The 22,706-nt window shown below is 61.7% G+C and carries 23 protein-coding genes and 1 pseudogene; 15 read left to right on the top strand and 9 right to left on the bottom strand.

Annotation, left to right across the window (positions count from 1 at the left end):
• Positions 1-54: 54 nt before the first annotated feature.
• The gene (locus tag U5G49_RS23765) at positions 55-804 is read left to right on the top strand and encodes an SDR family oxidoreductase (protein WP_193446378.1); all 750 of its coding nucleotides are present in this window, start codon (positions 55-57) and stop codon (positions 802-804) included.
• 177 nt (positions 805-981) lie between these two features.
• Positions 982-2,187 carry a bifunctional phosphopantothenoylcysteine decarboxylase/phosphopantothenate--cysteine ligase CoaBC gene (gene coaBC / locus U5G49_RS23760; protein ID WP_193446379.1) on the top strand — a complete coding sequence of 402 codons (1,206 nt, stop codon included), beginning with the start codon at positions 982-984 and terminating at the stop codon, positions 2,185-2,187.
• 30 nt (positions 2,188-2,217) lie between these two features.
• Here the strand turns inward: coaBC and U5G49_RS23755 are convergent, their stop codons facing one another.
• Positions 2,218-3,030: a class II glutamine amidotransferase gene (locus U5G49_RS23755; protein ID WP_193446380.1), complete on the bottom strand. Its 813-nt coding sequence runs from the start codon at positions 3,028-3,030 to the stop codon at positions 2,218-2,220.
• A gap of 526 nt (positions 3,031-3,556) precedes the next feature.
• On the opposite strand from U5G49_RS23755, the gene U5G49_RS23750 reads away from it, so the two are divergent.
• From U5G49_RS23750 to U5G49_RS23735, 4 genes are all read left to right on the top strand, one after another.
• A complete protein-coding gene (locus tag U5G49_RS23750) occupies positions 3,557-4,234 on the top strand; it encodes a FadR/GntR family transcriptional regulator (RefSeq protein ID WP_193446381.1) in 678 nt (225 codons plus the stop codon).
• Positions 4,231-5,523 (top strand): CynX/NimT family MFS transporter, encoded by a 1,293-nt coding sequence (locus U5G49_RS23745; RefSeq protein ID WP_193446382.1) that lies wholly within the window; start codon positions 4,231-4,233, stop codon positions 5,521-5,523. The genes U5G49_RS23750 and U5G49_RS23745 overlap by 4 nt, the downstream gene beginning before the upstream one ends.
• A 98-nt stretch (positions 5,524-5,621) precedes the next feature.
• On the top strand, positions 5,622-7,151 hold the full coding sequence (locus tag U5G49_RS23740; protein ID WP_193446383.1) for a S10 family peptidase: 1,530 nt from the start codon (positions 5,622-5,624) through the stop codon (positions 7,149-7,151).
• 113 nt (positions 7,152-7,264) lie between these two features.
• A complete protein-coding gene (locus tag U5G49_RS23735) occupies positions 7,265-7,666 on the top strand; it encodes a GFA family protein (protein WP_131605480.1) in 402 nt (133 codons plus the stop codon).
• Between the two features lie 40 nt (positions 7,667-7,706).
• Here U5G49_RS23735 and U5G49_RS23730 read toward each other — a convergent pair whose 3' ends face one another.
• Complete coding sequence (locus U5G49_RS23730; RefSeq protein WP_193446384.1) at positions 7,707-8,288, bottom strand: Lrp/AsnC family transcriptional regulator; 582 nt, start codon at positions 8,286-8,288, stop codon at positions 7,707-7,709.
• Between the two features lie 27 nt (positions 8,289-8,315).
• On the opposite strand from U5G49_RS23730, the gene U5G49_RS23725 reads away from it, so the two are divergent.
• Complete coding sequence (locus tag U5G49_RS23725) at positions 8,316-8,702, top strand: RidA family protein (protein ID WP_193446518.1); 387 nt, start codon at positions 8,316-8,318, stop codon at positions 8,700-8,702.
• Between the two features lie 44 nt (positions 8,703-8,746).
• Here the strand turns inward: U5G49_RS23725 and U5G49_RS23720 are convergent, their stop codons facing one another.
• Complete coding sequence (locus U5G49_RS23720) at positions 8,747-9,454, bottom strand: glutathione S-transferase family protein (protein WP_193446385.1); 708 nt, start codon at positions 9,452-9,454, stop codon at positions 8,747-8,749.
• A 114-nt stretch (positions 9,455-9,568) separates the two neighbouring features.
• Here U5G49_RS23720 and U5G49_RS23715 point away from each other — a divergent pair, with 114 nt between their 5' ends.
• Positions 9,569-10,462, top strand: coding sequence for a LysR substrate-binding domain-containing protein (locus U5G49_RS23715; RefSeq protein WP_193446386.1), 894 nt, complete (start codon positions 9,569-9,571; stop codon positions 10,460-10,462).
• 3 nt (positions 10,463-10,465) lie between these two features.
• On the opposite strand, the gene U5G49_RS23710 is transcribed toward U5G49_RS23715, so the two are convergent.
• The gene (locus U5G49_RS23710) at positions 10,466-12,049 is read right to left on the bottom strand and encodes a peptide chain release factor 3 (RefSeq protein WP_011650148.1); all 1,584 of its coding nucleotides are present in this window, start codon (positions 12,047-12,049) and stop codon (positions 10,466-10,468) included.
• 91 nt (positions 12,050-12,140) lie between these two features.
• Between U5G49_RS23710 and dut the strand changes: the two genes are divergently transcribed.
• The gene (gene dut / locus U5G49_RS23705) at positions 12,141-12,611 is read left to right on the top strand and encodes a dUTP diphosphatase (protein ID WP_131631047.1); all 471 of its coding nucleotides are present in this window, start codon (positions 12,141-12,143) and stop codon (positions 12,609-12,611) included.
• Positions 12,611-13,510 carry a GNAT family N-acetyltransferase gene (locus U5G49_RS23700; RefSeq protein WP_193446387.1) on the top strand — a complete coding sequence of 300 codons (900 nt, stop codon included), beginning with the start codon at positions 12,611-12,613 and terminating at the stop codon, positions 13,508-13,510. The genes dut and U5G49_RS23700 overlap by 1 nt, the downstream gene beginning before the upstream one ends.
• A 73-nt stretch (positions 13,511-13,583) precedes the next feature.
• On the opposite strand, the gene U5G49_RS23695 is transcribed toward U5G49_RS23700, so the two are convergent.
• Positions 13,584-14,048, bottom strand: a complete 465-nt coding sequence (locus U5G49_RS23695; protein ID WP_193446388.1) for an Lrp/AsnC family transcriptional regulator — start codon at positions 14,046-14,048, stop codon at positions 13,584-13,586.
• Between the two features lie 99 nt (positions 14,049-14,147).
• On the opposite strand from U5G49_RS23695, the gene U5G49_RS23690 reads away from it, so the two are divergent.
• Positions 14,148-15,062, top strand: coding sequence for a DMT family transporter (locus tag U5G49_RS23690; protein WP_193446389.1), 915 nt, complete (start codon positions 14,148-14,150; stop codon positions 15,060-15,062).
• Between the two features lie 45 nt (positions 15,063-15,107).
• Here the strand turns inward: U5G49_RS23690 and U5G49_RS23685 are convergent, their stop codons facing one another.
• Positions 15,108-15,626 (bottom strand): Dps family protein, encoded by a 519-nt coding sequence (locus U5G49_RS23685; protein WP_193446390.1) that lies wholly within the window; start codon positions 15,624-15,626, stop codon positions 15,108-15,110.
• A 233-nt stretch (positions 15,627-15,859) separates the two neighbouring features.
• Here U5G49_RS23685 and U5G49_RS23680 point away from each other — a divergent pair, with 233 nt between their 5' ends.
• On the top strand, positions 15,860-16,477 hold the full coding sequence (locus U5G49_RS23680; protein WP_193446391.1) for a LysE family translocator: 618 nt from the start codon (positions 15,860-15,862) through the stop codon (positions 16,475-16,477).
• Positions 16,478-16,621: 144 nt separating this feature from the next.
• Positions 16,622-17,584 carry a cysteine synthase A gene (cysK, locus tag U5G49_RS23675; RefSeq protein ID WP_193446392.1) on the top strand — a complete coding sequence of 321 codons (963 nt, stop codon included), beginning with the start codon at positions 16,622-16,624 and terminating at the stop codon, positions 17,582-17,584.
• Here the strand turns inward: cysK and U5G49_RS23670 are convergent.
• Both U5G49_RS23670 and U5G49_RS23665 read right to left on the bottom strand, forming a co-directional pair.
• Positions 17,581-18,168, bottom strand: a complete 588-nt coding sequence (locus U5G49_RS23670) for a hypothetical protein (RefSeq protein WP_193446393.1) — start codon at positions 18,166-18,168, stop codon at positions 17,581-17,583. The two genes, cysK and U5G49_RS23670, sit on opposite strands and share 4 nt — an antisense overlap.
• A gap of 425 nt (positions 18,169-18,593) precedes the next feature.
• A pseudogene (locus U5G49_RS23665) lies at positions 18,594-19,496 on the bottom strand (YifB family Mg chelatase-like AAA ATPase); the annotation flags it as partial.
• Positions 19,497-19,529: 33 nt separating this feature from the next.
• Here U5G49_RS23665 and U5G49_RS23660 point away from each other — a divergent pair.
• Positions 19,530-21,074, top strand: coding sequence for a recombinase family protein (locus U5G49_RS23660; RefSeq protein ID WP_193446394.1), 1,545 nt, complete (start codon positions 19,530-19,532; stop codon positions 21,072-21,074).
• A gap of 2 nt (positions 21,075-21,076) precedes the next feature.
• Here the strand turns inward: U5G49_RS23660 and U5G49_RS23655 are convergent, their stop codons facing one another.
• Positions 21,077-21,505, bottom strand: a complete 429-nt coding sequence (locus tag U5G49_RS23655) for a hypothetical protein (RefSeq protein WP_193446395.1) — start codon at positions 21,503-21,505, stop codon at positions 21,077-21,079.
• Positions 21,506-22,048: 543 nt separating this feature from the next.
• Here U5G49_RS23655 and U5G49_RS23650 point away from each other — a divergent pair.
• Positions 22,049-22,684, top strand: coding sequence for a recombinase family protein (locus tag U5G49_RS23650; RefSeq protein WP_193446396.1), 636 nt, complete (start codon positions 22,049-22,051; stop codon positions 22,682-22,684).
• The last annotated feature ends 22 nt before the right edge of the window (positions 22,685-22,706 follow it).

Here is a 22,706-nt window from a genome sequence, read left to right as displayed (position 1 = left end):
TCGCATTGAACAAGAACGGGCCACGCCCCAACATTCGGTCAAAGGAACTTCATCATGTCACGCCTGCAGAACAAGACAGCCCTCATCACCGGCGGCACCAGTGGCATCGGCCTCGAGACCGCCCGCCAGTTCATCGCTGAGGGCGCCCGCGTCGTCGTTACCGGCAGCAGCGCGGCAAGCGTCGAGGCGGCCCGCGCCGAATTCGACGGCAAAGCCACCGTCATCCAGGCCGATGCCGGCAATGCGGTCGGCCAGAAGGTCGTCGCCGATAGCGTGAGAGAGGCTTTCGGCACGCTCGACATCCTCTTCGTCAACGCCGGGGTCGCCGAATTCGGGCCGCTGGAACAGTGGAGCGAAGCCGCCTTCGACAAGTCGGTTGATATCAACGTCAAGGGCCCATTCTTCCTGATTCAGGCGTTGCTGCCGATTTTTTCGAAGCAGGCTGCGATCGTGCTCAACACTTCGATCAACGCCCATATCGGCATGCCGAATTCCAGCGTCTATTCGCTGACGAAGGGTGCGCTGCTGACGCTTGCCAAGACATTGTCGGGCGAACTCATCGGCCGCGGCATCCGCGTCAACGCCGTGAGCCCCGGTCCGATCGCCACGCCGCTCTACAGCAAGCTCGGCGCTTCGCAAGCCCAATCGGAGGCGATGACTGCGCAGATCCAGGCCCAGATTCCCGTCGGCCGTTTCGGAACCCCCGGCGAAGTCGCCAAGACGATCGTTTTTCTCGCCTCCGATGAGGCGGCCTATATCGTCGGCAGCGAACTCATCATCGACGGCGGGATGAGCAACCTCTGACCCACGAGTGTGGCGGAGACTGGCTGCCGCCGCAGCTTGCCCGCCTCGGCATGGCGATCGCGATCGTCATGCCGCGGCTTCCGGAGTAGCTCCAATGCCTATCGGCGGCGCGATTGCATGTTCTCCGCCAAAGGCTTAGGGTCGAGGGCGGTCAGAAAAGGCAACGGGTAGAAGGCCATGGCTCTCAGCGGCAAACGCATCCTCCTAATCATCTCCGGCGGCATCGCGGCCTATAAGAGCCTGGATCTGATCCGCCGGCTGCGCGAGCGCGGCGCGAGCGTGCGCCCTGTGATGACCAAAGGCGCCCAGGAATTCGTCACGCCGCTTGCCGTCGGTGCACTGGCGGCGGACCATGTCTACCTCGATCTGTTTTCGCGACAGGACGAACAGGATATCGGTCATATCCGGCTGGCGCGCGACTGCGACCTCGTGATGATCGCCCCTGCCACCGCCGATGTGATGGCGAAGATGGCGAACGGGCTTGCCGACGATCTCGCCTCGACGATGCTTCTGGCGACGAACAGGCCGGTGCTTGCCGCACCGGCGATGAACCCCGCCATGTGGGCCCATCCGGCGACGCGGCGGAATGCAGCGATGCTCAGAGCCGACGGCATCCGCTTCGTCGGGCCGATGGCCGGCGAGATGGCGGAAAGCCGGGAGGCCGGGCTCGGCCGGATGGCGGAACCGCTGGAGATCGTCGCTGCTGCCGAAACCATGCTCGACGACGGAGAAAAGCCGCTCAAGGGACGCAAGGCAATCGTCACGTCAGGACCGACGCATGAGCCGATCGATCCGGTGCGCTATATCGCCAACCGCTCCTCCGGCCGGCAGGGGCATGCGATCGCCGCAGCCCTTGCAAAGCTCGGAGCGGAGGTGACGCTCGTATCGGGGCCGGTGACAATCGCCGACCCCGTCGGCGTGACAGTCGTGCATGTCGAGCGGGCTGAAGAAATGCGTGATGCCGTGCTTGCGGCGCTGCCGGCCGACATCGCCGTGATGGTCGCAGCGGTGGCGGACTGGCGCGTCGCCTCGGCGGCCGACCAGAAGCTGAAGAAACATCCCGGCGAATCCATCCCGACGCTGGCGCTGACCGAGAATCCGGACATCCTGAAAACCGTCGGCCATCATACGATGCGGCCGAAGCTGGTGATCGGCTTTGCCGCCGAGACGCAGGACGTCGAAAGCAATGCGAAGGCGAAACTCGAGAGGAAAGGCGCCGACATGATCGTCGCCAATGACGTTTCTCCTGCGACCGGCATCATGGGCGGCAGCCGCAACCGCGTCAAACTCGTTCGCCGCGACGGCGTCGAGCAATGGCCTGACCTGGCGAAGGAAGAGGTCGCCGAACGACTCGCGGCACTGATCGCCAAGCAGCTCAGCTAATCGCCAGCGCCTTAGCTATCGTCGAGCGGCTCAGGCAGGAATAGCCACGCGCGGCGGCTTGGAGGCACTCCGCTTCTCCGGCCGGAAGTCGGCGACGTCGATGCCGTCTTTACCGACGGTGACGGCGCTGCCATCCGGAATTTCCGCCCAGGCATCGCCATCGTCGTTCAGCGGCTCGGACACGAGGCAATAGCCCTCACCCACAGGCGAGGCATAGAGCGTCGGCGCCTTGCGATCGGTCGCATAGCGAACAGCATAGAGCGTGTTGCCATCGGAGAAGGCAGCGGTAAAGCGCAGCAGGATCGAGCCGATGACGCTGTCGGCCAGGTCCTCGACGACACCGATCATGTGAGCCATCGCAGCGATCGGCGCCTCGCGCAGACCGAATTGCAGCGCCAGCAGGAACATCAGTTCGGAGTCGGTCGTGCCGCCGCGGGCATTGAACAGCTCGTCGTCGAGCATCGCCTCCATCGGCCGGCGCAGTCGCTCGAAGCCTGCGATCTGGCCGTTGTGCATGAAAGACCAGGTGCCATGGGTGAAGGGGTGGCAGTTGTCGCGGCGCGTGCCGCCGCCTGTGGCAGCGCGAACATGGGCGAGGAAGAGCGGCGAACGAATCTGCCGTGCCAGGCTCTTCAGATTGCAATCCGACCAAGCCGGCAGGATATCGCGGTAGCGGCCGGGCTCGGGCCTGTCGCCATACCAGGCGATACCGAAGCCATCACCATTCGTCGCCGTCTTGGCGCGGGTGGCGCAATGGGACTGCTCGATGAGCGAGTGCGCAGGCGACGATACCAGTTCCTCAAGATAGAGAGGGTCTCCGCGATAGGCTGCCCAGCGACACATGGCTTTCTTGCTCCGGAACCCGCCGCCGCATCGGCGGGAATGCTCTAAATTGTCTGATGTCACGGCTAATAACAGCTTAACGCGTTGCCGGTTTGCAAGCGCAACATGACGGTTTCGTGACGTCTGGCACCTTCACATTCGGCGAAAAGCCGTGTTCTTTTGTGAACCCCCGCGGTTCTCTCAAAGCAGCGCATGCGTGCATTTCTGCTTGCATCTCAGAAGAATCAGCCTAACTTTAAGCCATCAGCAACAGAACGAAAGGAAGGTGATCCAATGTCTAATGAGATTTCGGACCTCGTAACGGGCATGGAAGAGGTGACGAAGGCGAGGCAGCCCTCGCTCTAATCCCCGCCTTCCTAGGGCTGCATAGACAGTCCAGGCCAGTTTGAGGCCAAACTCATGGAAAGGGTCGCTGAGGCGGCCCTTTTTTATTGTCTCGATGTCTTTATCGTCTTGAGTCAGGCGTTGACGAAAGATCGAAATCTCACTACTCATAAAGTCATCTGATGACTTTATGAGTAGTGAGATGCGAGCGCTCAGCAAGACCAATCTCGCGGATGAGGCGATCGAGGCGATCCGCGGCGACATTCTCGGCAAACGCTGGGCGGTCGGCGAGAAATTGCCGAATGAAGCCTCGCTGTCGGCCATGCTTTCCGTCAGCCGGGGCACCGTGCGCGAGGCGGTGCGCGTTCTCGTCTCCCAGGGTTATCTCGAGACAAGGCAGGGTTCGGGAACCTATGTCCGCTCGACGACCGATGCCGGCCGACCGCTGACGATGGCCCGGCGCGCCAGCCTGCGCGACCAGTTCGAGGCGCGCCTGGCGCTCGACGTCGAGGCTGCCCGGCTGACGGCGATCCGCAAGACGCCGGAGACGGTTGCAGGGCTTCGCAGGCTGCTTGCCGAACGCGGCAGTTACGACGGCGGCGATCAGGCTGCCTTCATCGAACGCGACCTCGCCTTCCACAAGGCTGTCATCGCCGCTTCCGGTAACCGGGCGATGATCGAGATCTACGATTTCTTCTCGACCTCGATCGCCGATACCATCGCAGCGACACTCGGCAAGGATATTCCCGAACCGGACATGCAGGCGCATGCCGATATCGTCGACGTTATCGAAACCGGCGATCCCGACAAGGCGGATGCGGCGGTGCGCCGTTTCATGGCGCCCGTTCTTGCCGCCCTCGACCGGATGATCCTGTCATGAACGCGCCGTCCAGCCATGCCGCCAGCGCGCTCGACCCCGCCGACGAATTGCTGATCGACGCTGAGGCCGGCAGCCTTCCGCCGCCGCAGGCAATGCCGGTGCGGGGAGCTGCCGGGCGTTTCCTGCTTGGCGCGAGCCTGGTGCTGATCGCCTTCAACCTGCGCCCGGTCTTCTCGAGCGCCTCGGCGCTTCTGCCGGAGATCCGCTCGGAGCTCGGTGTCAGCGCGCTGGGCGCCAGCCTACTGACGACGCTACCGGTCGTCTGCCTTGGTGCCTTCTCGCCGCTTGCGCCTCGTCTTGCCCAGCGCCTTGGGACGGAGCGCACGCTGCTCGGCGTTCTGCTGCTTCTCGCACTCGGCACGGGTTTGCGCGGGCTTTCCTCCGTGCCACTGCTCTTCATCGGCACCGCCCTTGCGGGCGCCTGTATTGCTGTTGGCAACGTGCTGCTGCCGGGGCTGGTGAAGCGCGATTTCGCCGGGCGCGCCGCACTGATGACCGGCTTCTACACGATGGCGCTTTGCGCCGGTGCGGCAAGTGCCGCCGGGCTGACACTGCCGATCGAGCACGCACTCGGCGGCTCTCTCGAGGGTGCCCTCGCTGTCTGGGCGCTGCCAGCGCTCGCCGTCAGTTTGCTTTGGCTGCCTGAAGTTCTTCGCAGCGGCCGGCAGGCAAGACGAAATGGCTTCCACGTCAAAGGCCTCTGGCGCGACCGGCTTGCCTGGCAGGTGACGCTGTTCATGGGGCTGCAATCGGCACTTGCCTATTGCGTCTTCGGCTGGCTGGTTCCGATCTTACGCGAACGCGGGCTCGACGGCGTCACATCAGGGGCGATCGTTTCCCTGTCGGTGATGGTACAGGCGGCATCCTGCCTGATCGTTCCGCATATCGCCGTGCGCGGTCGCGACCAGCGGCTGATCAATGCGAGCCTCTGCGGCGTCGCCGTCATCGCCCTGCTCGGCCTGCTCTTCGCGCCACTTTCGACGGTCTGGCTATGGGCGGTGCTGCAGGGCATCGGCCAGGGTGGGCTGATCGCGGCGGCCATGACGACGATCGTGCTGCGCTCACGCGATCCCGATGTCGCCGCCCATCTTTCCGGCATGGCGCAATGCGTCGGTTACCTGCTTGCCGCCATCGGCCCGCTCATCGTCGGCCTCATCCGCGGCTGGACCGGCAGCTTTTCCTGGTGCGCGGCCCTCTTCGTTGCGCTCGGGCTGGGCGCGGCGATCAACGGCTGGAAGGCCGGCCGTGCGATCGAGATCAATGTTCACGCGGTCGAGAAGGTCGGCTGAAGCTCGCTCACTGGCCCATCACCATCTCTTGATGCCCGTCGTCGGCCGCGGATGCTACGCTATCTCAGCCTCTCATTCCCCACGCCGGAGGAGACATCTTGCGCATACGAACCCTGTTTCTGTTCACCGCGCTCGCAGCAATGCTGGCCCCCGCCCTTTCCCATGCGCAGGAAAGCGATCCACCGCGGGCGAATGTCCAGAGCGGCGCGCGCGACGGCGTATTGAAGCTGCTGCCGGCCGATTCCGTCACCGAGCACGCGCTGACGATCGGCGGCCGGAAGATTGCCTATACTGCCACCGCCGGCACGCTGGATCTCTTCGGCCAGGACGGCGTACAGACCGGCGCGGTCTTCTACACCGCCTATGTCGCAAGGGATGGCGGGCCGAACCGGCCTCTGACCTTTGCCTTCAACGGCGGGCCGGGTGCGGCTTCCGCCTTCCTGCATCTCGGGCTGGTCGGGCCGAAGGTGCTCGATTTCGGGCCGGATGGACGTGACGGCGCCAATGCGAAACTCGTCGACAATCCGCAAAGCTGGCTCGATTTCACCGATCTCGTGCTGATCGACCCGATCGGTACCGGCTGGAGCCGGACGGCAAAGGCCGACGACGCCTCCAATTATTATAACGTCAGTGCCGATGCCCAGAGCATCGCCAAGGCGATTGCGCTCTATGTCGCGCACAACAACCGTTCCAACTCGCCGAAGTATCTTCTCGGCGAGAGTTATGGCGGCTTCCGTGCGGCCAAGGTCGCCTCGGTGCTGCAGGAAAGCCAGGGCATCATCGTCGCCGGCGCTGTGATGCTTTCCCCCCTGCTCGAGGGCCAGCTGATGTTCAATGCCGATCAGTTTGCGCTCGGCGCGGCGCTGGAGCTGCCGTCACTGGCGGCGGCCGAACTCGACCGGCACAAGGCCTTTGACGAAGAGAAGCAGAAGGAGGCCGAGACCTTCGCGCTCGGCGACTATCTGACGACGCTGGCCGGACCACCGCCGATGGGTGCCGATGCCGCCGCCTTCTATGGCAGGATCGCGCGCCTGACGGGCATTCCAGAGGATATCGTCACCCGCAACCGAGGCTTCCTCGGCAGTTCCTTCGTCAAACATTCAGATGGGGGCGGCGAGGTGATGAGCGCCTACGACGCCTCCTTTGCAGCACCCGATCCCTATCCGGAATCGGATTACGACCGCGGCGACGACGCCATCCTTGACGGCTTCACCCGCGCCTATGGCGGCGCCTTTGCCGATTACGCCCGCAACGAGCTCGGCTTCAAGACGGAGATGACCTATTCGCTGCTCGACGGCGATATCAGCCGGCGCTGGGAATGGGGCGGCGGGCGCGGCGGCGGATCGCGCTTCCAGGCCAGCGCCACCGACGACATCCGGCAGCTGCTCGCCTCGAACTCGGCATTCCACCTGCTGATCGCGCATGGCTACAGCGATCTGGTGACGCCTTACAGCGTCAGCCGCTACGTCGTCGACCATCTGCCGCCCTCGCTCGCCGACGGCCGCGTCGGGCTAAAGCTTTATCGCGGCGGGCATATGTTCTATACGAAAGCCGATCAGCGGGCCGCCTTCACGGCGGATGCGAAGGCCTTCTACGCCTCACACCCGGCCGCTCAGCCGGCGGAGTAAAGCGTGGCGCGATCTTTCAGATTCGCCTGCCACGCTTTGGTTCTTTGTTTTCCGCATGTCATGATCGCAAAACCGGTCTACACTTTTGCGCGACATGCTTTGGGGGCTTGCCGATGCATATCACCGGAGGATGCCATTGCGGCGCGATCCGCTATCAGGCGGAGATCGATGCAGAGCGGATCTCGATCTGCCATTGCACCGATTGCCAGCGGTTGACGGGCTCCGCCTATCGCATCACCGCACCGGCGCGGCCGGGAAGTTTCACACTACTATCAGGCGAGCCGAGAGGCTACGCAAAATATGGCGACAGCGGCGGTCTCAGCCGGCAATTCTTCTGCCCGAATTGCGGATCGCCGCTCTACCGCACGGATGGCGAAGGCGGCGCGATCGGTATCCGCGTCGGCAGCATCGACCAGCGGCGGGAGCTGACGCCCAGGAAACAGATATGGTGCCGGTCGGCTTTGCCCGGGGTGGAGAACATCGAGCCGCTGCCACGTTTCGAGGGTGAGGACTAGCGAGACAGCGACGCTTAGACCGGAAACCGGGAGCGCTCGTCTATTCCGGCAGATGCATATCAGGCCAACTGTCGGTGACGCCGGCCTGTACCGGACGCTCCAGATAGGTGGAAAGCGCGATATAGCTGCGGGTGCCGGTGACGCCGGGAACGGCATGGATCTGCGAGAGAAAAGCCTCCAAGGCCTGCGGGCTGGCGGTGCGGACCTTGAAGAGAACGCTGGCGTCGCCGGCGACCGAATGCATCTCCTCGACCTCGGGAAAACGCAGGACCTGCATCAACCGCTCGCTCTTGCCCCAGCCGGCCGCTTCCACATGCACGAAAGCAAGCAGCGGCTTGCCCAGCGCTGCGCCATCCAGCGCGGCATGCACGCCCTTGATGGTGCCGGATTGTCTCAGGCGGCGCACACGCTCATGCACGGCCGGCGCCGACAGGCCGACCGTTTCGCCAAGCCTGGCATAGCTCTGGCTGCTGTCGGCGGCGAGCGCGGCTAATATTTTTCGGTCGAAGGCATCGATGACCGGCTGCTGTGGGCGTCTTTGCCGAAGATCCTCTGTATTTTTCGTCATTCCGCAAAACCCTCTTTCTGTCGAAGAATAATCGTCGATACTACCATTATTCAATAGAATATTCGGAGGATGAAAGATTTCATGGAGATGATCGCGCGCAATCCGGCAAGTGGGGTCTATCCGGCCAGCCCTGATTACATCCATGCGCTGGAGGTCAGGCATCCATCCCGGCTGCTCTTCGTCAGCGGTACGATGGGTCTCGATCAAGAGGGAATGGCGGCGGCCGATCTGAAAGCACAGCTGGAGCTCATCTGGTCCAATCTGCGCGCCATCCTCACATCCGCTGATATGACCGTGGACAATATCGTGCGGCTGACGAGCTATCTCAGCGACGGCGCGTTTATGGAGGCGAACCAGAATGCCCGCCTTCGGGCACTTGGCGGCCGCGCCGTGCCGACCACGGCGATCATCGTCGAAACGCTGCGTGACGACTGGCTGGTCGAGATCGAGATCATCGCTGCCGGCTAAGGCACATTGGCCGTCGCACCGCGAGGGTGCGACGGCGGCGGTGATCAGGCCGCCTGTTTCAACAGACCGAGCGCCTCGGCCAGACCGACCTCGCCGCGGAAACCGCCGCTGCTTTTCGCCTCCTGTCGATGCTCGATCGCATGGGCAAAACGCACGGCCGGTTCCTGCTGCATGCGCTCATAGAGGCGATCCAGGCCGGGAAACTGCCGGCGGTCGACGACCTTATGGAAATCGTTCCAGCGGGCGATCCCGACGAAATAAGCGTCAGCCAGGCTCGGCCCGTTGCCGAGAAGCCATTCGCGGCCATCGAGCAGACGCTCAAGCGTCTGATGCGCCTTTTCGACCGCGGCGATGCCGTAGGCTGTAAGGGCCTGCTTCTGCTGCGGCTCCAGCGGGTGTTCGAACGCATACCAGAGCGGGCCGAAGGCCTTGAAGAAACTGGTGTTGAGAAAGGCGAGCATATGGTTCAGACGATCGAAATCCTCCGACCCCTGCGCAAAACCCAGACCGCCGCCGATCGCCCGAGCGCCGATATGATGGAGGATCGCCATGCTTTCGCTGATCGTCCTGCCATCCTCGAGCAGCAGCGACGGCGTTTCGCCGACTTTGTTGATCCTGGCATAGTCATCGGTGGAGACCATTTCCGGCATCTCGACGCGGCAGAGCCGATAAGGCAGGCCGGACCATTCCAGCGCGACGATCGAGCCAAAGGAGCAGCCCTCCGGCACGCCGTAAAACAATATGGGTGACATCAATCGTTCCTTTCAGAATTGACCCCGTTTGGACACGATGAATGTGAAGATGTGGACGATCCTGCGGTAGAGGCTATAAATGCATCGTAATGTCCACATATCTGGAAGATGACAATGGCGCTCTTCAACCTCAACGACCTCCATCTTTTCGTGCAGGCCGTCGACAGCGGCAGTTTTACCGCCGCCGCCAGGCATCTCGGCATTCCGAAATCGACTGTGAGCAAACGGGTTGCGGAGCTGGAGGCACGGCTCGGCGTCCGGCTGATCCAGCGCACGTCACGAAGCTTCGCGCTGACCGAGCTCGGCCGGGAATTCTTTCAGCACGCCCAGGCCTCGATCATCGAGGCGGAGATGGCCGAAGGCATCGTGCGGCGGCATCTGGCTGAACCCGCAGGCAGCGTTCGCCTCACCGCCTCGGTGCCGACGGCACAGTTCACCTTGGCGGAACATCTGCCGGCGCTGACGGCACGTTATCCGAAGCTCCGGCTTTCCGTGCACGTGACGGACCGCTTCGTCGACATCGTGCAGGAAGGCTTCGACATCGCGCTGCGCAGCCATCGCGGGCCGCTGCCGGATTCCGCTCTGGTACAGCGGAAGCTCGCCAGCCACCCTTTCTTCATCCTCGCCTCGCCGGATTATATCAGCACCCATGGGCAACCGCACCGGCCGGAGGAACTGGCACAGCATGCGACGATCATGACCAGCCTGACGGAGGATCAGTGGCGGCTCTACTTCGATGGCGGCGACGAGGTTCTCGTCACGCTGCATTCCGTCATGGCGGCGGATGAGCCCTATGTCCTGATGGAAATGGCCGTGTCGGGGCTTGGCATTACCTGCCTGCCGACATCCGTCTGCCGCAAGGCGCTGGCAGACGGGCGGCTGGTGCGGGTGCTGCCGGAATGGACGGCGGGCAGCATCGAAACGACGATCCTGATGCCGCATCGGCGTGGCCAGTTGCCGGCAGTGCGCGCCGTCGTCGATTTCCTGGCCGAACGGCTGGTGGGATAATGATCACGCCGCCTTGGCGGCGTGATATTCCTTGATGGCGACCATCTTGATCGCCGGATGGCGCTCGGATTCATAACGCAGCGAGAAACCGTCCTGGGCGAGGAAGACCGGGTCGCCGTCGAGATCGCGGGCGATATCGCCGCGCTTGACGGTGAGGAATTTCTCGAGATCGGCCGGCTGCTCGGCCGAGATCCAGCGGCAGACGGAGAAACGCGACATTTCGAAGGAAACCGGCAGGCCGTATTCGGCCATCAGCCGCTCCTTCAACACGTCGAGCTGCAGGGCGCCGACGACGCCGACGATCGCCGGCGAGCCGTCTTCCGGCGAAAACAGCTGGACGACGCCTTCTTCGGCCATCTGCTGCAGGGCTTCCTTGAGCTTTTTCGCCTTCATCGCATCTTCCAGGCGCACGCGGCGCAGGATCTCCGGCGAGAAGTTCGGCACGCCCTGGAAGACCAGCGATTCACCTTCGGTCAGCGTATCGCCGATCCGGAGCGTCCCGTGGTTGGGAATGCCGACGACGTCGCCGGCATAGGCGGTGTCGGCGAGCTGGCGCTGCGAGGCGAAGAAGAATTGCGGCGCCGTCAGGCCGAGCTGCTTGCCGGTGCGGGCGAGCCTTGCCTTCATGCCGCGCTCGAGCTTGCCGGAGCAGATGCGGGCAAAGGCGATGCGGTCGCGGTGGTTGGGGTCCATGTTGGCCTGGATCTTGAAGACGAAGGCCGTCATCTTGTCGTCGGTCGCATGCACGGTCCTGGTATCGGCGACCTGGTCACGCGGCGGCGGGGCGAAATCGCCGAGCGCGTTGATGAGGTCGCGAACGCCGTAATTGCGCAGCGCCGAGCCGAAAAAGACAGGCGTCATATGGCCTTCCAGGAAGGCCTGGCGATCGAACGGACGGCAGGCCTCGATGGCCAGCTCGGTCTCCTCGACGAAGACCTGGCGCTCGTTTTCCGGCAGCCTGCCGGCCACGCTTTGCGGGCCGTTGACCGGCGTTCCCTCGATTTCGGTATCCGAACCGCGCACCGTGTTGGCGGCGATATTGTAGGAGCCACAAAAGGTCTTGGAGCGGCCGATCGGCCAGGTGATCGGCGCCGTATCCAGCGCCAGCTTCTCTTCCACCTCATCGAGGATCTCGAAGGGATCGCGGCTTTCGCGGTCCATCTTGTTGATGAAGGTGATGATCGGGATATCGCGCATGCGGCAGACTTCGAAGAGCTTCAGCGTGCGCGGCTCGATGCCCTTGGCGGCATCGATCACCATGACCGCGGCATCGACGGCCGTCAGCGTGCGATAGGTGTCGTCGGCGAAATCCTCGTGACCCGGCGTATCGAGAATGTTGAAGACATTATCATTATATTCGAAGGTCATCACCGAGGTGACGACGGAGATGCCGCGTTCGCGCTCGATCTTCATCCAGTCGGAGCGCGTCTGCATGCGATCCTTCTTTGCCTTGACTTCGCCGGCAAGCTGAATGGCGCCGCCGAACAGCAGCAGCTTTTCGGTGAGCGTCGTCTTACCGGCGTCCGGGTGGGCGATAATAGCGAATGTGCGGCGGCGGGAGACCGCCTCGGCGAGACTTTCGGCCATACTTGTGAATCCTGTGGAATTGCCGCGTATCTAGCGATTAAACCCCGGCATTGCAATTGACCTCGGGCCTTCCGGCGCAAAGTAATGAACCATGACCATTCATCACGATACGCGTCCGACGCTGAATCTCATCCGCCTGCCGAATGGCGAAGGCCTCGATCTGCCCGCCTATGAAAGCAAGGGGGCGGCCGGCATGGATCTGCGGGCTGCCGTCGACGAGGCAGCACCACTGACGCTTCTGCCCGGCAAACGGGCGCTGGTGCCGACCGGCTTCATCTTCGAGATCCCCGAGCATTTCGAGGGACAGGTGCGGCCGCGTTCCGGCCTCGCCTTCAAAAACGGCATCACCTGCCTGAATTCGCCTGGTACCGTCGACAGCGACTATCGCGGCGAAGTGAAGGTGCTGCTCGCCAATCTCGGCGAAGAACCCTTCGTCATTTCGCGCGGCATGCGCATCGCCCAGATGGTGATCGCGCCGGTGACCCAGGCACGGGTGGCGGAGATTACCGAGGCAAGCGAAACGGTGCGCGGCGCAGGCGGTTTCGGCTCCACCGGCGTCTGATGGAACAGCGCCTCGACAGCGCGGGCCTGACCTTCCGGCAGGACTATTTCAGCGACCCCGCCGGCTGGGCGGCGCTGGTCAGCCTGCTCAGGGATATTTTCGGCATCGATATCGGACCGCTGCAACAGCTCGGCGGCCCCGACCCCACCAGCATGCCCTTCGGCTGGTTCGACGCCGAAGGGGAACTTGCGGCGAATATCTCGGCGTTTGCGCTGCCCTTCGTCCTCAACGGCAGGAACGTCCATGCCGCCGGGCTGCAATCAGGTGCCGTGCGGCCGCCATGGCGCGGCCGCGGGCTCTATAGCGACGTCACGGTAAAAGCCCTCGACTGGTGCGAGCGACAGGGCTTTGAAGCCGTCATCCTCTATACCGACAAACCGTCGCTCTACGAACCCTACGGTTTCCGCGCGATAGCGCTGCACCGATACGAGGGACCGACGCCCGACCCTTCGTCTTCCGCCGCCCGCGCCCGGCCGCTTTTGCCGACAAACGCGGATGATCTTGCCCTGCTGCAATCGCTGCTGAAAAGACGAAGCCCGGTTTCGACCTCGCTGGCGGTCACAGTCAATGCGGCGATGTTTCTGATCAACACCCAGCTCGATCCCGATATCCGCATCAGCTTCCTGGAAGACCGGCAGGCGGCGATCGCGTGGAAGATGGATGAGGCAGGCCGCTTCAGCCTCCTCGACGTCGTGGCGGCTGAGATGCCGTCGCTTGCAGCGATCCTTGGCGGACTGGAGATCGCCCCCGCCTCTGTCGAAGTGCTTTTCCGTCCCGACAAGCTCGGCTGGGACGGTGTTCCGCAACCGTTGGAAAGCGGCACGAGGTTGGTGCTGCGCGGGCTCGGCCATGCCACCCCGGATTTTCCGGCGATGTTGTCGCCGATGGCGGAATTCTAGAGCAGTTCCAGCAAAACTGCGCAGCGGTTTTGCGACCGGAATGCGCAAAAACAAAAAGGCATTTCGCCGCCCCCTATTTCCGGCGGGAAAGCGGTGGCAGGCGGCGCTTGACGGGCGAGGCCTTGATCATCGCGGTGTTGGTCTCCGCCCTTTCGGCAACCCGGTCGAGGATGCCGTCGAGATCGGCCATCGAGCGGATGACCAGGCGGGCGATAAAACAATCATCACCCGTCACCTTGTCGCATTCGATGATTTCGGGAATTTCCTCGATGATGCGCTCGACGATGTGCAACTGTCCCGGCAGCGGACGCACGCGCACGATCGCCTGCAAGGGATAACCGACGGAGGCGGGATCGAGATCAATGGTGAAGGCCTTGATGATGCCGCGCTCCTCCAGCCGGCGCAGGCGCTCGGCCGCACTCGGCGAAGAGAGGCCGACCTGCTGGGCCAGTTCCTTCAGCGAGATCCGCGCATTACCAGCCAGCGCCTCCAGAATGGCCTGATCGATTTCGTCCAGCGATTGCACATCATTAGCCACGGTGAGACATTCCCCTCGTATGATTAGGCGATATCGATCATCGTCCTTTTTATCCTTATATAAAATCGCCTATCGCCGCAATATTCTTATGCCACCGAAATGGAGGCAATCATGGGCAGCGACATCAAAAGAGGCACGGCGGAAATGACGGCAGCGATGCTGATCTCAGGCACGATCGGTTGGTTCGTCGTCATGTCGGGCCAGCCTGTCAGCGGCGTGGTCTTCTGGCGTTGCCTGTTCGGCGCGCTCACTTTGCTCGTCATCTGCGGCGCGCTCGGGCTGCTGCGGCCCGGCATCATCACGCTGCGTGCCTTCGGCATCGCCATATCGGGCGGCATCGCCATCGTCTTGAACTGGCTGCTGCTGTTTGCCTCCTACTCGCATGCGACGATCTCGATCGCGACGACTGTCTATAACACCCAGCCTTTCATGCTGCTCGTGCTCGGCGCGCTTTTTCTCGGCGAGAAGATCACGGCCACCAAGCTGTTCTGGCTGACACTCGCCTTCGCCGGCATGATTGCCATCGTCGAGGCAAAACCGGGGACAGGCGGGGCGGCATCTGACGGTTACGGCCTCGGCATCCTGATGGCGCTCGGTGCCGCCTTCTTCTACGCGCTCGCCGCGCTTGCCGCGAAATGGCTGAAAGGCACGCCGCCGCATCTGATCGCGCTCATCCAGGTCGCAACCGGCATGCTGATGCTGGCGCCGATGACCGATTTTTCTCATCCGCCCGGCGATGTCGGATCCTGGGGGATCCTGGTGACCGTCGGCGTCGTCCATACCGGGCTAATGTATGTGCTGCTCTACGGTGCGATCCAGAGGCTGCCGACGCATCTCACGGGCGCTCTGTCCTTCATCTATCCGATCGCGGCGATCCTCGTCGACCGGCTGGCCTTCGGCCACGCGCTGCAGCCGATGCAGATCGCAGGCGCCGCGATCATTCTCCTTGCCGCCGCCGGCATGAATCTCGGCTGGACGCCGCGCTGGCTGCGGCCGCGGGCGGTGGAGAGCTGAACCGGGCGTTCCGATCGGGATGGCCGAGACGCCCGGTTGCCGACATTACCTCTGCGGGCGCGTCGTTTCGAACAGGAACCAGGTGCGGCGCTCACCCTCGTCGATCCAGTTCTCGATCAGGCTGGCGGTTGCGACATCATTGTGCTCGTCGCAGAGGCCATGCACCTCGCGCAGCAGCGAAACGAGTTGAGCGTTGTCCTCGCGCAGTTCCGACAACATGTCTTCGGGCGTGACGAAATCCGCGTCATTGTCCGAAAGGCGCTGCTGACGTGCGATCTGGCCGATGGAGCGGAGCGTCGTGCCGCCGATCTTGCGGGCACGCTCGGCAATGTCGTCGGTCATCGCGAAGATCTGTTCCGCCTGTTCGTCGAGCAGCAGATGATAGTCGCGAAAATGCGGGCCGGACATGTGCCAATGGAAATTCTTGGTCTTCACATAAAGCGTAAAGACATCGGCGAGCAGCGCAGTCAGCGCCGCCGAAATATCGGTAATGGCGTTGGTCGACAGGCTGGACGGCGTCTTGAGTGGCGAAAGCCTGCGGGTTTCGGCTGGCGTATGGGACATTTAATCTCTCCTTGGTGATGAAAATCTCTAGCGCCACCGGCCGGGACAACCGCGGCGGGCCGCGCTGATCGCGCATTTGCAGAGAGAGAAATAGCAAGGCCGGGTCGCTTTCCAAGTAGATCATGGTCTAGCAGACCTATTCCTTATGGTTATGGACCGATCAGCGCCAAAGCATTGATGAGGAAGCGGCGCTTGCCTATAGATGGGCGGTGGAAGCCCTGAGGGTTAAGAAGATGAGCCTCACCGTCCTGATTACCTATGCCGGAGCGCTGTTCATCGCCGCGGCCATTCCGGGACCCGGGATTACTGCAATCGTCGCGCGTGCGCTCGGCTCGAATTTTCGCGAGACCTTCTTCATGGGCCTCGGCCTGGTGCTCGGCGACATGACCTATCTGACAGCGGTCATTCTCGGCCTTGCCTTCGTGGCGCAGACCTTCACCGAGGTGTTCATAACAATCAAGATCGCCGGCGTCCTCTATCTCGGCTACATCGCCTGGAAACTCTGGACGGCGGGGCTGTTGCCGCAGGATATTGCGGCACGGAAATCGACCAATATCGGCATGTCCTTCCTCTCTGGCCTGCTGGTGACGCTCGGCAATCCGAAGACGATGCTCTTCTATGTCGCCCTGGTGCCGACGCTGATCGATATCGGCAATGTCGGCTTGCGAGACTATGCACTCCTGCTCGCCGCCACCTTCGTCGTGCTGATCGTCGTGCTTGTGCCCTATATGCTGCTCGCCTCGCGGGCCCGCACGATGCTGAGAGAGCCGCGGGCCTTGCAGGCGCTGAACCGGGTTGCCGCCGGCATCCTCGCCGGCACGGCCGCCTTCATCGCCACGCGAGCGGCCTGAAATATACATTCGGCAAGAAACGGTTTTCAAAGGTTTTTTTCTCTACTGATCGCCACTCCAGGTCGAACGCGGTCTGGCCTAGTCGGGCCTTTGACCCTATTCTCCTCCTCGATTTCAGGAGCAGGATTTCAAAGGGAGAGCACCATGTCGCATAAGCCCGGCCGCGGCCGCATCTATTCCTCGATCACCGAGACCATCGGCGACACGCCGCTCGTGCGCTTCGACAAGCTGGCGCGGGAAAAAGGCGTCGTGGCGAACCTGATCGGCAAGCTCGAATTCTTCAACCCGATCGCATCCGTGAAGGACCGTATCGGCGTCGCGATGATCGAGGGCCTCGAAGCGCAAGGCAAGATCACCCCCGGCAAGACGGTGCTGATCGAGCCGACCTCCGGCAATACCGGCATCGCGCTCGCCTTTGCCGCCGCCGCCAAGGGGTATCGGCTGATCCTCACCATGCCGGAGACGATGTCGGTCGAGCGCCGCAAGATGCTGGCGCTGCTTGGTGCCGAGCTGGTGCTGACCGAGGGGCCAAAGGGCATGAAGGGCGCCATCGCCAGGGCCGAGGAACTGGCGGCGTCGCTTCCCGATGCCGTCATTCCGCAGCAGTTCGAAAACCCTGATAATCCCGAGATCCACCGCAAGACGACGGCCGAGGAAATCTGGAACGATACCGACGGCACGGTCGATATCGTCGTCTCAGGCATCGGCACCGGCGGCACGATCACCGGCGTCGGACAGGTGCTGAAAAGCCGCAAGCCCGAGATCAAGATCATCGCCGTCGAACCGGCCGATTCGCCGATCCTGTCCGGCGGCAATCCCGGTCCGCACAAGATCCAGGGCATCGGTGCCGGCTTTGCGCCAAAAATCCTCGATACCGGCATCTATGACGAGGTCGTCACCGTGACCAACGACGAGGCCTTCGAACAGGCGCGCCTCGTCGCCCGGCTCGAAGGCGTGCCGGTCGGCATCTCCTCGGGTGCAGCACTGACCGCCGCCATCAAGGTCGGCATCCGTCCCGAGAACGCCGGCAAGAACATCGTCATCATCATCCCGTCCTTTGCGGAGCGTTATCTGTCGACGGCGCTGTTTGAAGGGCTCGGGAGCTAAAGGTGGCTATGGCGGGGCCTTTCCGCCGGCAATTTATCCTGCAGAATATCGGGGCGCTTCGGCGCCCCATCATTTGTGCCGTCACCTGCATCCCAATCGACGTGGGACGAAAGTTCTGTGGCAGTCCGTAATAACGATTGTCGATGTCCACCTGAGCTCGTTGAATGCAGGTGTTTGCCAACCTTCGCCATGACTTCCGCCAGCGTCGCGGTCAAACGATTCAGCTCGGTGTGCTCTCTCGTCCGCTCCGGAGCATAGCGCGATATGATGTACTCACGCTTTGCTGTCATTGCCTCGAGATGCAAGGCAGTCTTCTTTCTCAGTTTAAGTTTGACAACGAACAAAGGCTCAGCGAGATTGTGCATCCGTTTTCGTATTTCTTCTGGAGCAACGCCTTCATGGCGCAGGAAGGCATTTAAGTAGAGTTCGATAGCGTGAATGGCGCACATTCGAGCTGGAGCAATGGATATTGCAACTCGCTTCTGACCCTTCCCGAACAGGAATTTCGAAGCGAGAGAGTAGGCATTCGCTAAGTCTAGAACCTCCGATGGGTTAGCGTTCGAGCCCGGATATTCGTTACTCATCTACATCCCCGGCAGATTTTCTTATCCGTCACCTCCGATCGACTATGTCGAACGGACCGACATCCTTCTCGAAATTTTTTCAGCCGAATCTAATATTGTAAGTAGCGACGAAGTGAGGAGAAGCCCTTACCCTTAACGGATAAGCAACACAGAGGGATGTTTAAATCGGCGTTCTAGGCAGGTTAGGCACCGCTTTTGGCAGGTCAGCCCCTGCCAAGAGCATTCGCGGCCGGCAGCGCGCCATAACGGCAGCGATCAATCGTTCCGTCGGGGTTGGGTTCGCGGACAGCGACATAATCTCATAATCCGGCAGCGCACCAGCGGGGATTTCGCTGAGGGCAGCACTAGCGCCAACGCGATCGGCAGATCGGTGAGCGGCCTGACGACTAGTACTTTAAAATATCTGCGCGCATCCGCCCTTCTTCCTATGCCGCCGCCGTCAGCCTTTCGCCGGCGATGCGGTAGGAGATCGCTTCGGCGAGATGGATGCGGCCGACTGTCGGCTTGCCGTCGAGATCGGCCAGCGTGCGGGCGACCTTGAGCACGCGGTGGTAACCGCGGGCGGAGAACTTCATCTTCTCGGCGGCGTCGCGCAGCAGCTGCAGGCCAGGGGCATCAGGCTCGGCCAGTTTCTCGGTCATCGCGGTCGAGCAGCGGGCATTGGTGCCGATGCCCTTGGCGCCAGCGCTTTCGAAGCGCTCCTGTTGGATTGCGCGGGCGCGGGCGACGCGGCGGGCGACATCGGCACTGGTTTCAGCCGCCATCGGCCGGATGAGATCGGCAGCGGAGACGGCCGGCACATCGATGCGGATATCGATGCGGTCCATCAGCGGGCCTGAGATGCGGGCCTGGTAATCGCTCATGCAGCGCGGGCCGCGGGCGCAGGTATGGCCCGGCTCGCCTGCCATGCCACAGCGGCAGGGGTTCATCGCCGCGATCAGCTGGAATTTCGCCGGATAGGAGACGCGGTGATTGGCAGGGGCAATGACGCATTCGCCGCCTTCGAGCGGCTGGCGTAGCGCATCCATCGCCTGCGGCGTGAATTCGGGAAACTCGTCGAGAAAGAGGACGCCGTGATGGGCAAGCGAGGCTTCGCCTGGACGGGCGCGCAGGCCGCCGCCGACGAGGGCCGCCATGGTGGCGGAATGATGCGGGGTGCGGAAGGGCCGGCGATCGGAAAGCTTGCCGCCGGAGAGCTGGCCGGCGATCGAATGCACCATCGAGACTTCAAGCAGCTCGGCGGCCGAGAGCGGCGGCAGGATGGACGGCAGCCTGGCTGCCAGCATCGACTTGCCGGAGCCCGGAGGACCGACCATCAGCATAGTGTTGACAACAGACCCCCGTTCAGTCATCAAGTCAAAATGATTCAAGCGCCCGCACCTAAAGCCTTCTCGTACATCCGCTTCTCTACGCCCGACCAAATGAAAGGCGATAGTTTCCGCCGCCAGTACAGCATGGCGGAAAGCTACGCTCTGCGGCGTGGACTTGATCTTGATAACGGCCTTGCACTTAAGGATTTCGGTGTCTCTGCCTTCCGAGGTCAGAATGCAAAGACCGGCGCACTCGGTTACTTCCTTGAGCATGTCCGCTCCGGCGATGTGCCTAAGGGCTCAACACTTTTGATTGAGGCGCTGGACCGTTTGTCCCGCCAAGCTCCGCTCGACGCGTTGGATACGCTGAGGGAAATCATGCGGGAAGGCGTGACCGTCGTGACCCTCGACAACGAAATGGTCTACACGACAGAGACCCTGACGACCAACTTCATGCAGCTAATGGTCACGCTGATGGTGTTCGCCCGCGCCAATGAGGAAAGCGCAACGAAGGCGCGACGGTTGAAGCAGGCATGGGTTGGCAAGCGACAGAAGGCGGCGTCGGTGCCTCTGACGGCCATCTGTCCCGCATGGCTCAAATTGAACGACAGTCGCACAGCTTACGAAGTAATCCCGGAGAGGGCCGAGGTCGTCCGAAGCGTCTTCACGATGTGCCTTGACGGACTCGGACAACATGCCATTGCAACAAAGCTCAACATGACCGGAACGCGCACCTTCGGCGGTTCGGACATGTGGCACCGTTCTTACGTAAAGAAGCTCCTCGAAAACCCGGCCGTAATTGGCCGCTTCACCCCTCATACGCTGAGCGTGGTCGACGGGCGCAAGGTGCGAACCCCAACCGAGGCAATCGAAGATTATTTCCCATCGATCTTGGATGTTGAAACATTCGAGAAGATAGCATCAATGAGCAGTCTACGGGGACAAACCATTGCTACGGGACCGCAAGCCACCACCGCCAACATCCTTGGTGGCCTAGCCAAGTGCCCAGCGTGTGGCTCGACAATGACCAGGGTGAACAAGGGTGGCCGCAAAGGCGGCAAGCCATACTTGGTTTGCACAAGGGCTAAGGTCGGATCTGGTTGCGAGTACCGACAGGTGAAGCTTGAGGCCATCGAGGTGGCCGTGTTCGCATTGGGGACCTACCTGCATAGCCTGACGCCGTCACCGAATGCCGAATATGAAGTCAAGTATCGGGAGATGGTGATAGCCGCAGAGGTCGTTCAAGAGGAGATACAGAACCTCGCTGAGGAGATCGCGAAGGGCGCCAAGAAGGGCGTCAATTCGCGGGCCTTACCCAGGGCCTTAGCAGCGAGAGAAGCCGAGCTAGACGATCTTCAGGTCCAACTGGAGACGCTTGCTCACCGTGCAGCGGACGCAATTACCAATCGCATTGAGAACACTGTGGAGGAGTTCTGCAGGGCGACCGAGGGCGGCGATATCGCAAAGATCAATGCGACGATGCGGCAGTTGTTTGACAAGGTTGTCGTGGACTACTACGCAGGATACCTGCGGCTGCACTGGCGGCACACCGAGGATACTACGGCGGAGGTGCTTTACACGTTCGCTAAAGAGTAAGATCAGTTTCGGCTGATGGGACCGGAAACGGAAGTCCAAGGGTCCAAACCGGCTTTTTGTCGTTCCGTATTGATATAGCCGATGCAGACATCGCGCATAACCACATTGAGCACTGCCGCCGGTGGGACGCCCCAATCTCTCGGGAACTGTTCATAATGCTTCGTAATTGCACCTTCGAGCATGTCAGCCTTGATATGGAGGGCCAACCCGCAAGCGACTGTACCGTCCCGCAGCGCTGTTACCCAAGCCTGCTCGCCAATGCTGAAACTGTTAGTCACTTGGTCGACTACACCCTGAATGTAGTTGTAGCGTGCATATGGATCCATCGACTTCCATGCCGCGTAATCATTCTTGAAACCGGCTTCAGCGATCGGTCCGAAACTGGTTGCTAAACAGATCGAAGCTAAGACCATTTCGACCAAATTCTTCATGTCTGCCCCGCGCCCCCGCGATCGAGATTTAAGACAACTGTTGCCATTCATGACACGCGGAACGCGAACTAAGCAACGTTGGGATCGCCCCGCGCAAATGTTCTCACCACAAAAGTTTTGGGCGGGGTCATCCAGATTGACTGCGCGTGCAGCCCCCCCGTGCCCCCCGAAATGTAATAGGGCACTCGTGGCAGTCTCGCCACTGTGGCACCTTCGCCCCGATCAACAACAACGACCCGGGAATCTCGGGTGATTCGACGGTGCACATTGGTCCGTTCGGGTGCTGACGTGAGCCTTGGTCAGCAACGGTGGGCCATTGAAACCCACTTCGTGCCGGCACTGGCAGCTCGATCATTGGTCCTGAATTTCCTTGATTCGATCAAGACTGCCAAGCGCCACAGCGGCTTCTCAAGTGGTACGTTTTGGGCATACCCTTGCAGACCGATATGACCAAGCAGCACCGTATGGTCTCTGCATTTCTGTTGACCAGTTCAAACTTACCAATTATATGATTACCAGTTCAACTTGACTGGAGCGTCTAACATGACCATGATCCGCACCTATCTCCGAGCCTCTACCAAAGACCAAGATGCTTCCCGTGCCCGTGCTGAGCTTCAGGCCTTTGTGGATCAGCGGGGGCTCAAGATTGCTGCGGAATACATGGAACATGAGAGTGGCGCTTCGCTGGCCCGTCCCGAATTGTTCAAGCTGATCGACCAAGCCCACGTGGGTGACATCCTCTTGATCGAGCAGGTGGACCGCCTAAGCCGCCTCAAGACCGACGATTGGCAGAAACTGAAAGCCAAGCTGGCGGCGAAACGCATCAAGGTCGTGGCGCTCGATCTTCCTACGTCTCACATGATGATTGACACTAACGAGTTCACGGGTCGGATGTTTGAGGCTTTGAACTCGATGATGCTGGACATGCTCGCAGCCATCAGCCGAAAGGACTACGACGACAGGCGCAAGCGGCAGGCGCAAGGTATTGCAAAGATCATGGCAGACCCAATCACGAAAGCGGTCAAATTCAAAGGCAAAGCAGAGGATGTCCGGCGTAACACACACGTCGCAGAGTTGCTAAAGTCCGGCAAGAGTTGGAGCGACGTGCAAGCTCTGACGGGCGTAAGTCGCATGACGGTGGCCAAGGTGGCCAAGCGCGTCCGAGAAGGCGCTCAGTAATTTTAACATCGGGGGGGTTGCA

This window comes from Rhizobium indigoferae, from assembly GCF_034554815.1.
Classification (GTDB): Bacteria; Pseudomonadota; Alphaproteobacteria; order Rhizobiales; family Rhizobiaceae; genus Rhizobium; species Rhizobium leguminosarum.
The sequence above is the reverse complement of the archived record's forward strand: the minus strand, read 5'-3'. Positions and strand labels throughout refer to the sequence as shown.

What these genes read in the sequence shown, in the direction of transcription:
- coaBC (WP_193446379.1), top strand. Translation starts at nt 982, where the DNA reads ATGGCTCTCAGCGGCAAACGCATCCTCCTAATCATCTCCGGCGGCATC.
- U5G49_RS23670 (WP_193446393.1), bottom strand. Translation starts at nt 18,168, where the DNA reads ATGAGTAACGAATATCCGGGCTCGAACGCTAACCCATCGGAGGTTCTA.
- U5G49_RS23710 (WP_011650148.1), bottom strand. Translation starts at nt 12,049, where the DNA reads ATGGCCGAAAGTCTCGCCGAGGCGGTCTCCCGCCGCCGCACATTCGCT.
- U5G49_RS23725 (WP_193446518.1), top strand. Translation starts at nt 8,316, where the DNA reads ATGGAGATGATCGCGCGCAATCCGGCAAGTGGGGTCTATCCGGCCAGC.
- U5G49_RS23660 (WP_193446394.1), top strand. Translation starts at nt 19,530, where the DNA reads ATGATTCAAGCGCCCGCACCTAAAGCCTTCTCGTACATCCGCTTCTCT.
- U5G49_RS23690 (WP_193446389.1), top strand. Translation starts at nt 14,148, where the DNA reads ATGGAGGCAATCATGGGCAGCGACATCAAAAGAGGCACGGCGGAAATG.
- U5G49_RS23720 (WP_193446385.1), bottom strand. Translation starts at nt 9,454, where the DNA reads ATGTCACCCATATTGTTTTACGGCGTGCCGGAGGGCTGCTCCTTTGGC.
- U5G49_RS23700 (WP_193446387.1), top strand. Translation starts at nt 12,611, where the DNA reads ATGGAACAGCGCCTCGACAGCGCGGGCCTGACCTTCCGGCAGGACTAT.
- U5G49_RS23650 (WP_193446396.1), top strand. Translation starts at nt 22,049, where the DNA reads ATGACCATGATCCGCACCTATCTCCGAGCCTCTACCAAAGACCAAGAT.
- U5G49_RS23745 (WP_193446382.1), top strand. Translation starts at nt 4,231, where the DNA reads ATGAACGCGCCGTCCAGCCATGCCGCCAGCGCGCTCGACCCCGCCGAC.
- U5G49_RS23715 (WP_193446386.1), top strand. Translation starts at nt 9,569, where the DNA reads ATGGCGCTCTTCAACCTCAACGACCTCCATCTTTTCGTGCAGGCCGTC.
- U5G49_RS23765 (WP_193446378.1), top strand. Translation starts at nt 55, where the DNA reads ATGTCACGCCTGCAGAACAAGACAGCCCTCATCACCGGCGGCACCAGT.
- U5G49_RS23655 (WP_193446395.1), bottom strand. Translation starts at nt 21,505, where the DNA reads ATGAAGAATTTGGTCGAAATGGTCTTAGCTTCGATCTGTTTAGCAACC.
- U5G49_RS23685 (WP_193446390.1), bottom strand. Translation starts at nt 15,626, where the DNA reads ATGTCCCATACGCCAGCCGAAACCCGCAGGCTTTCGCCACTCAAGACG.
- dut (WP_131631047.1), top strand. Translation starts at nt 12,141, where the DNA reads ATGACCATTCATCACGATACGCGTCCGACGCTGAATCTCATCCGCCTG.
- U5G49_RS23755 (WP_193446380.1), bottom strand. Translation starts at nt 3,030, where the DNA reads ATGTGTCGCTGGGCAGCCTATCGCGGAGACCCTCTCTATCTTGAGGAA.
- U5G49_RS23680 (WP_193446391.1), top strand. Translation starts at nt 15,860, where the DNA reads ATGAGCCTCACCGTCCTGATTACCTATGCCGGAGCGCTGTTCATCGCC.
- cysK (WP_193446392.1), top strand. Translation starts at nt 16,622, where the DNA reads ATGTCGCATAAGCCCGGCCGCGGCCGCATCTATTCCTCGATCACCGAG.
- U5G49_RS23735 (WP_131605480.1), top strand. Translation starts at nt 7,265, where the DNA reads ATGCATATCACCGGAGGATGCCATTGCGGCGCGATCCGCTATCAGGCG.
- U5G49_RS23750 (WP_193446381.1), top strand. Translation starts at nt 3,557, where the DNA reads ATGCGAGCGCTCAGCAAGACCAATCTCGCGGATGAGGCGATCGAGGCG.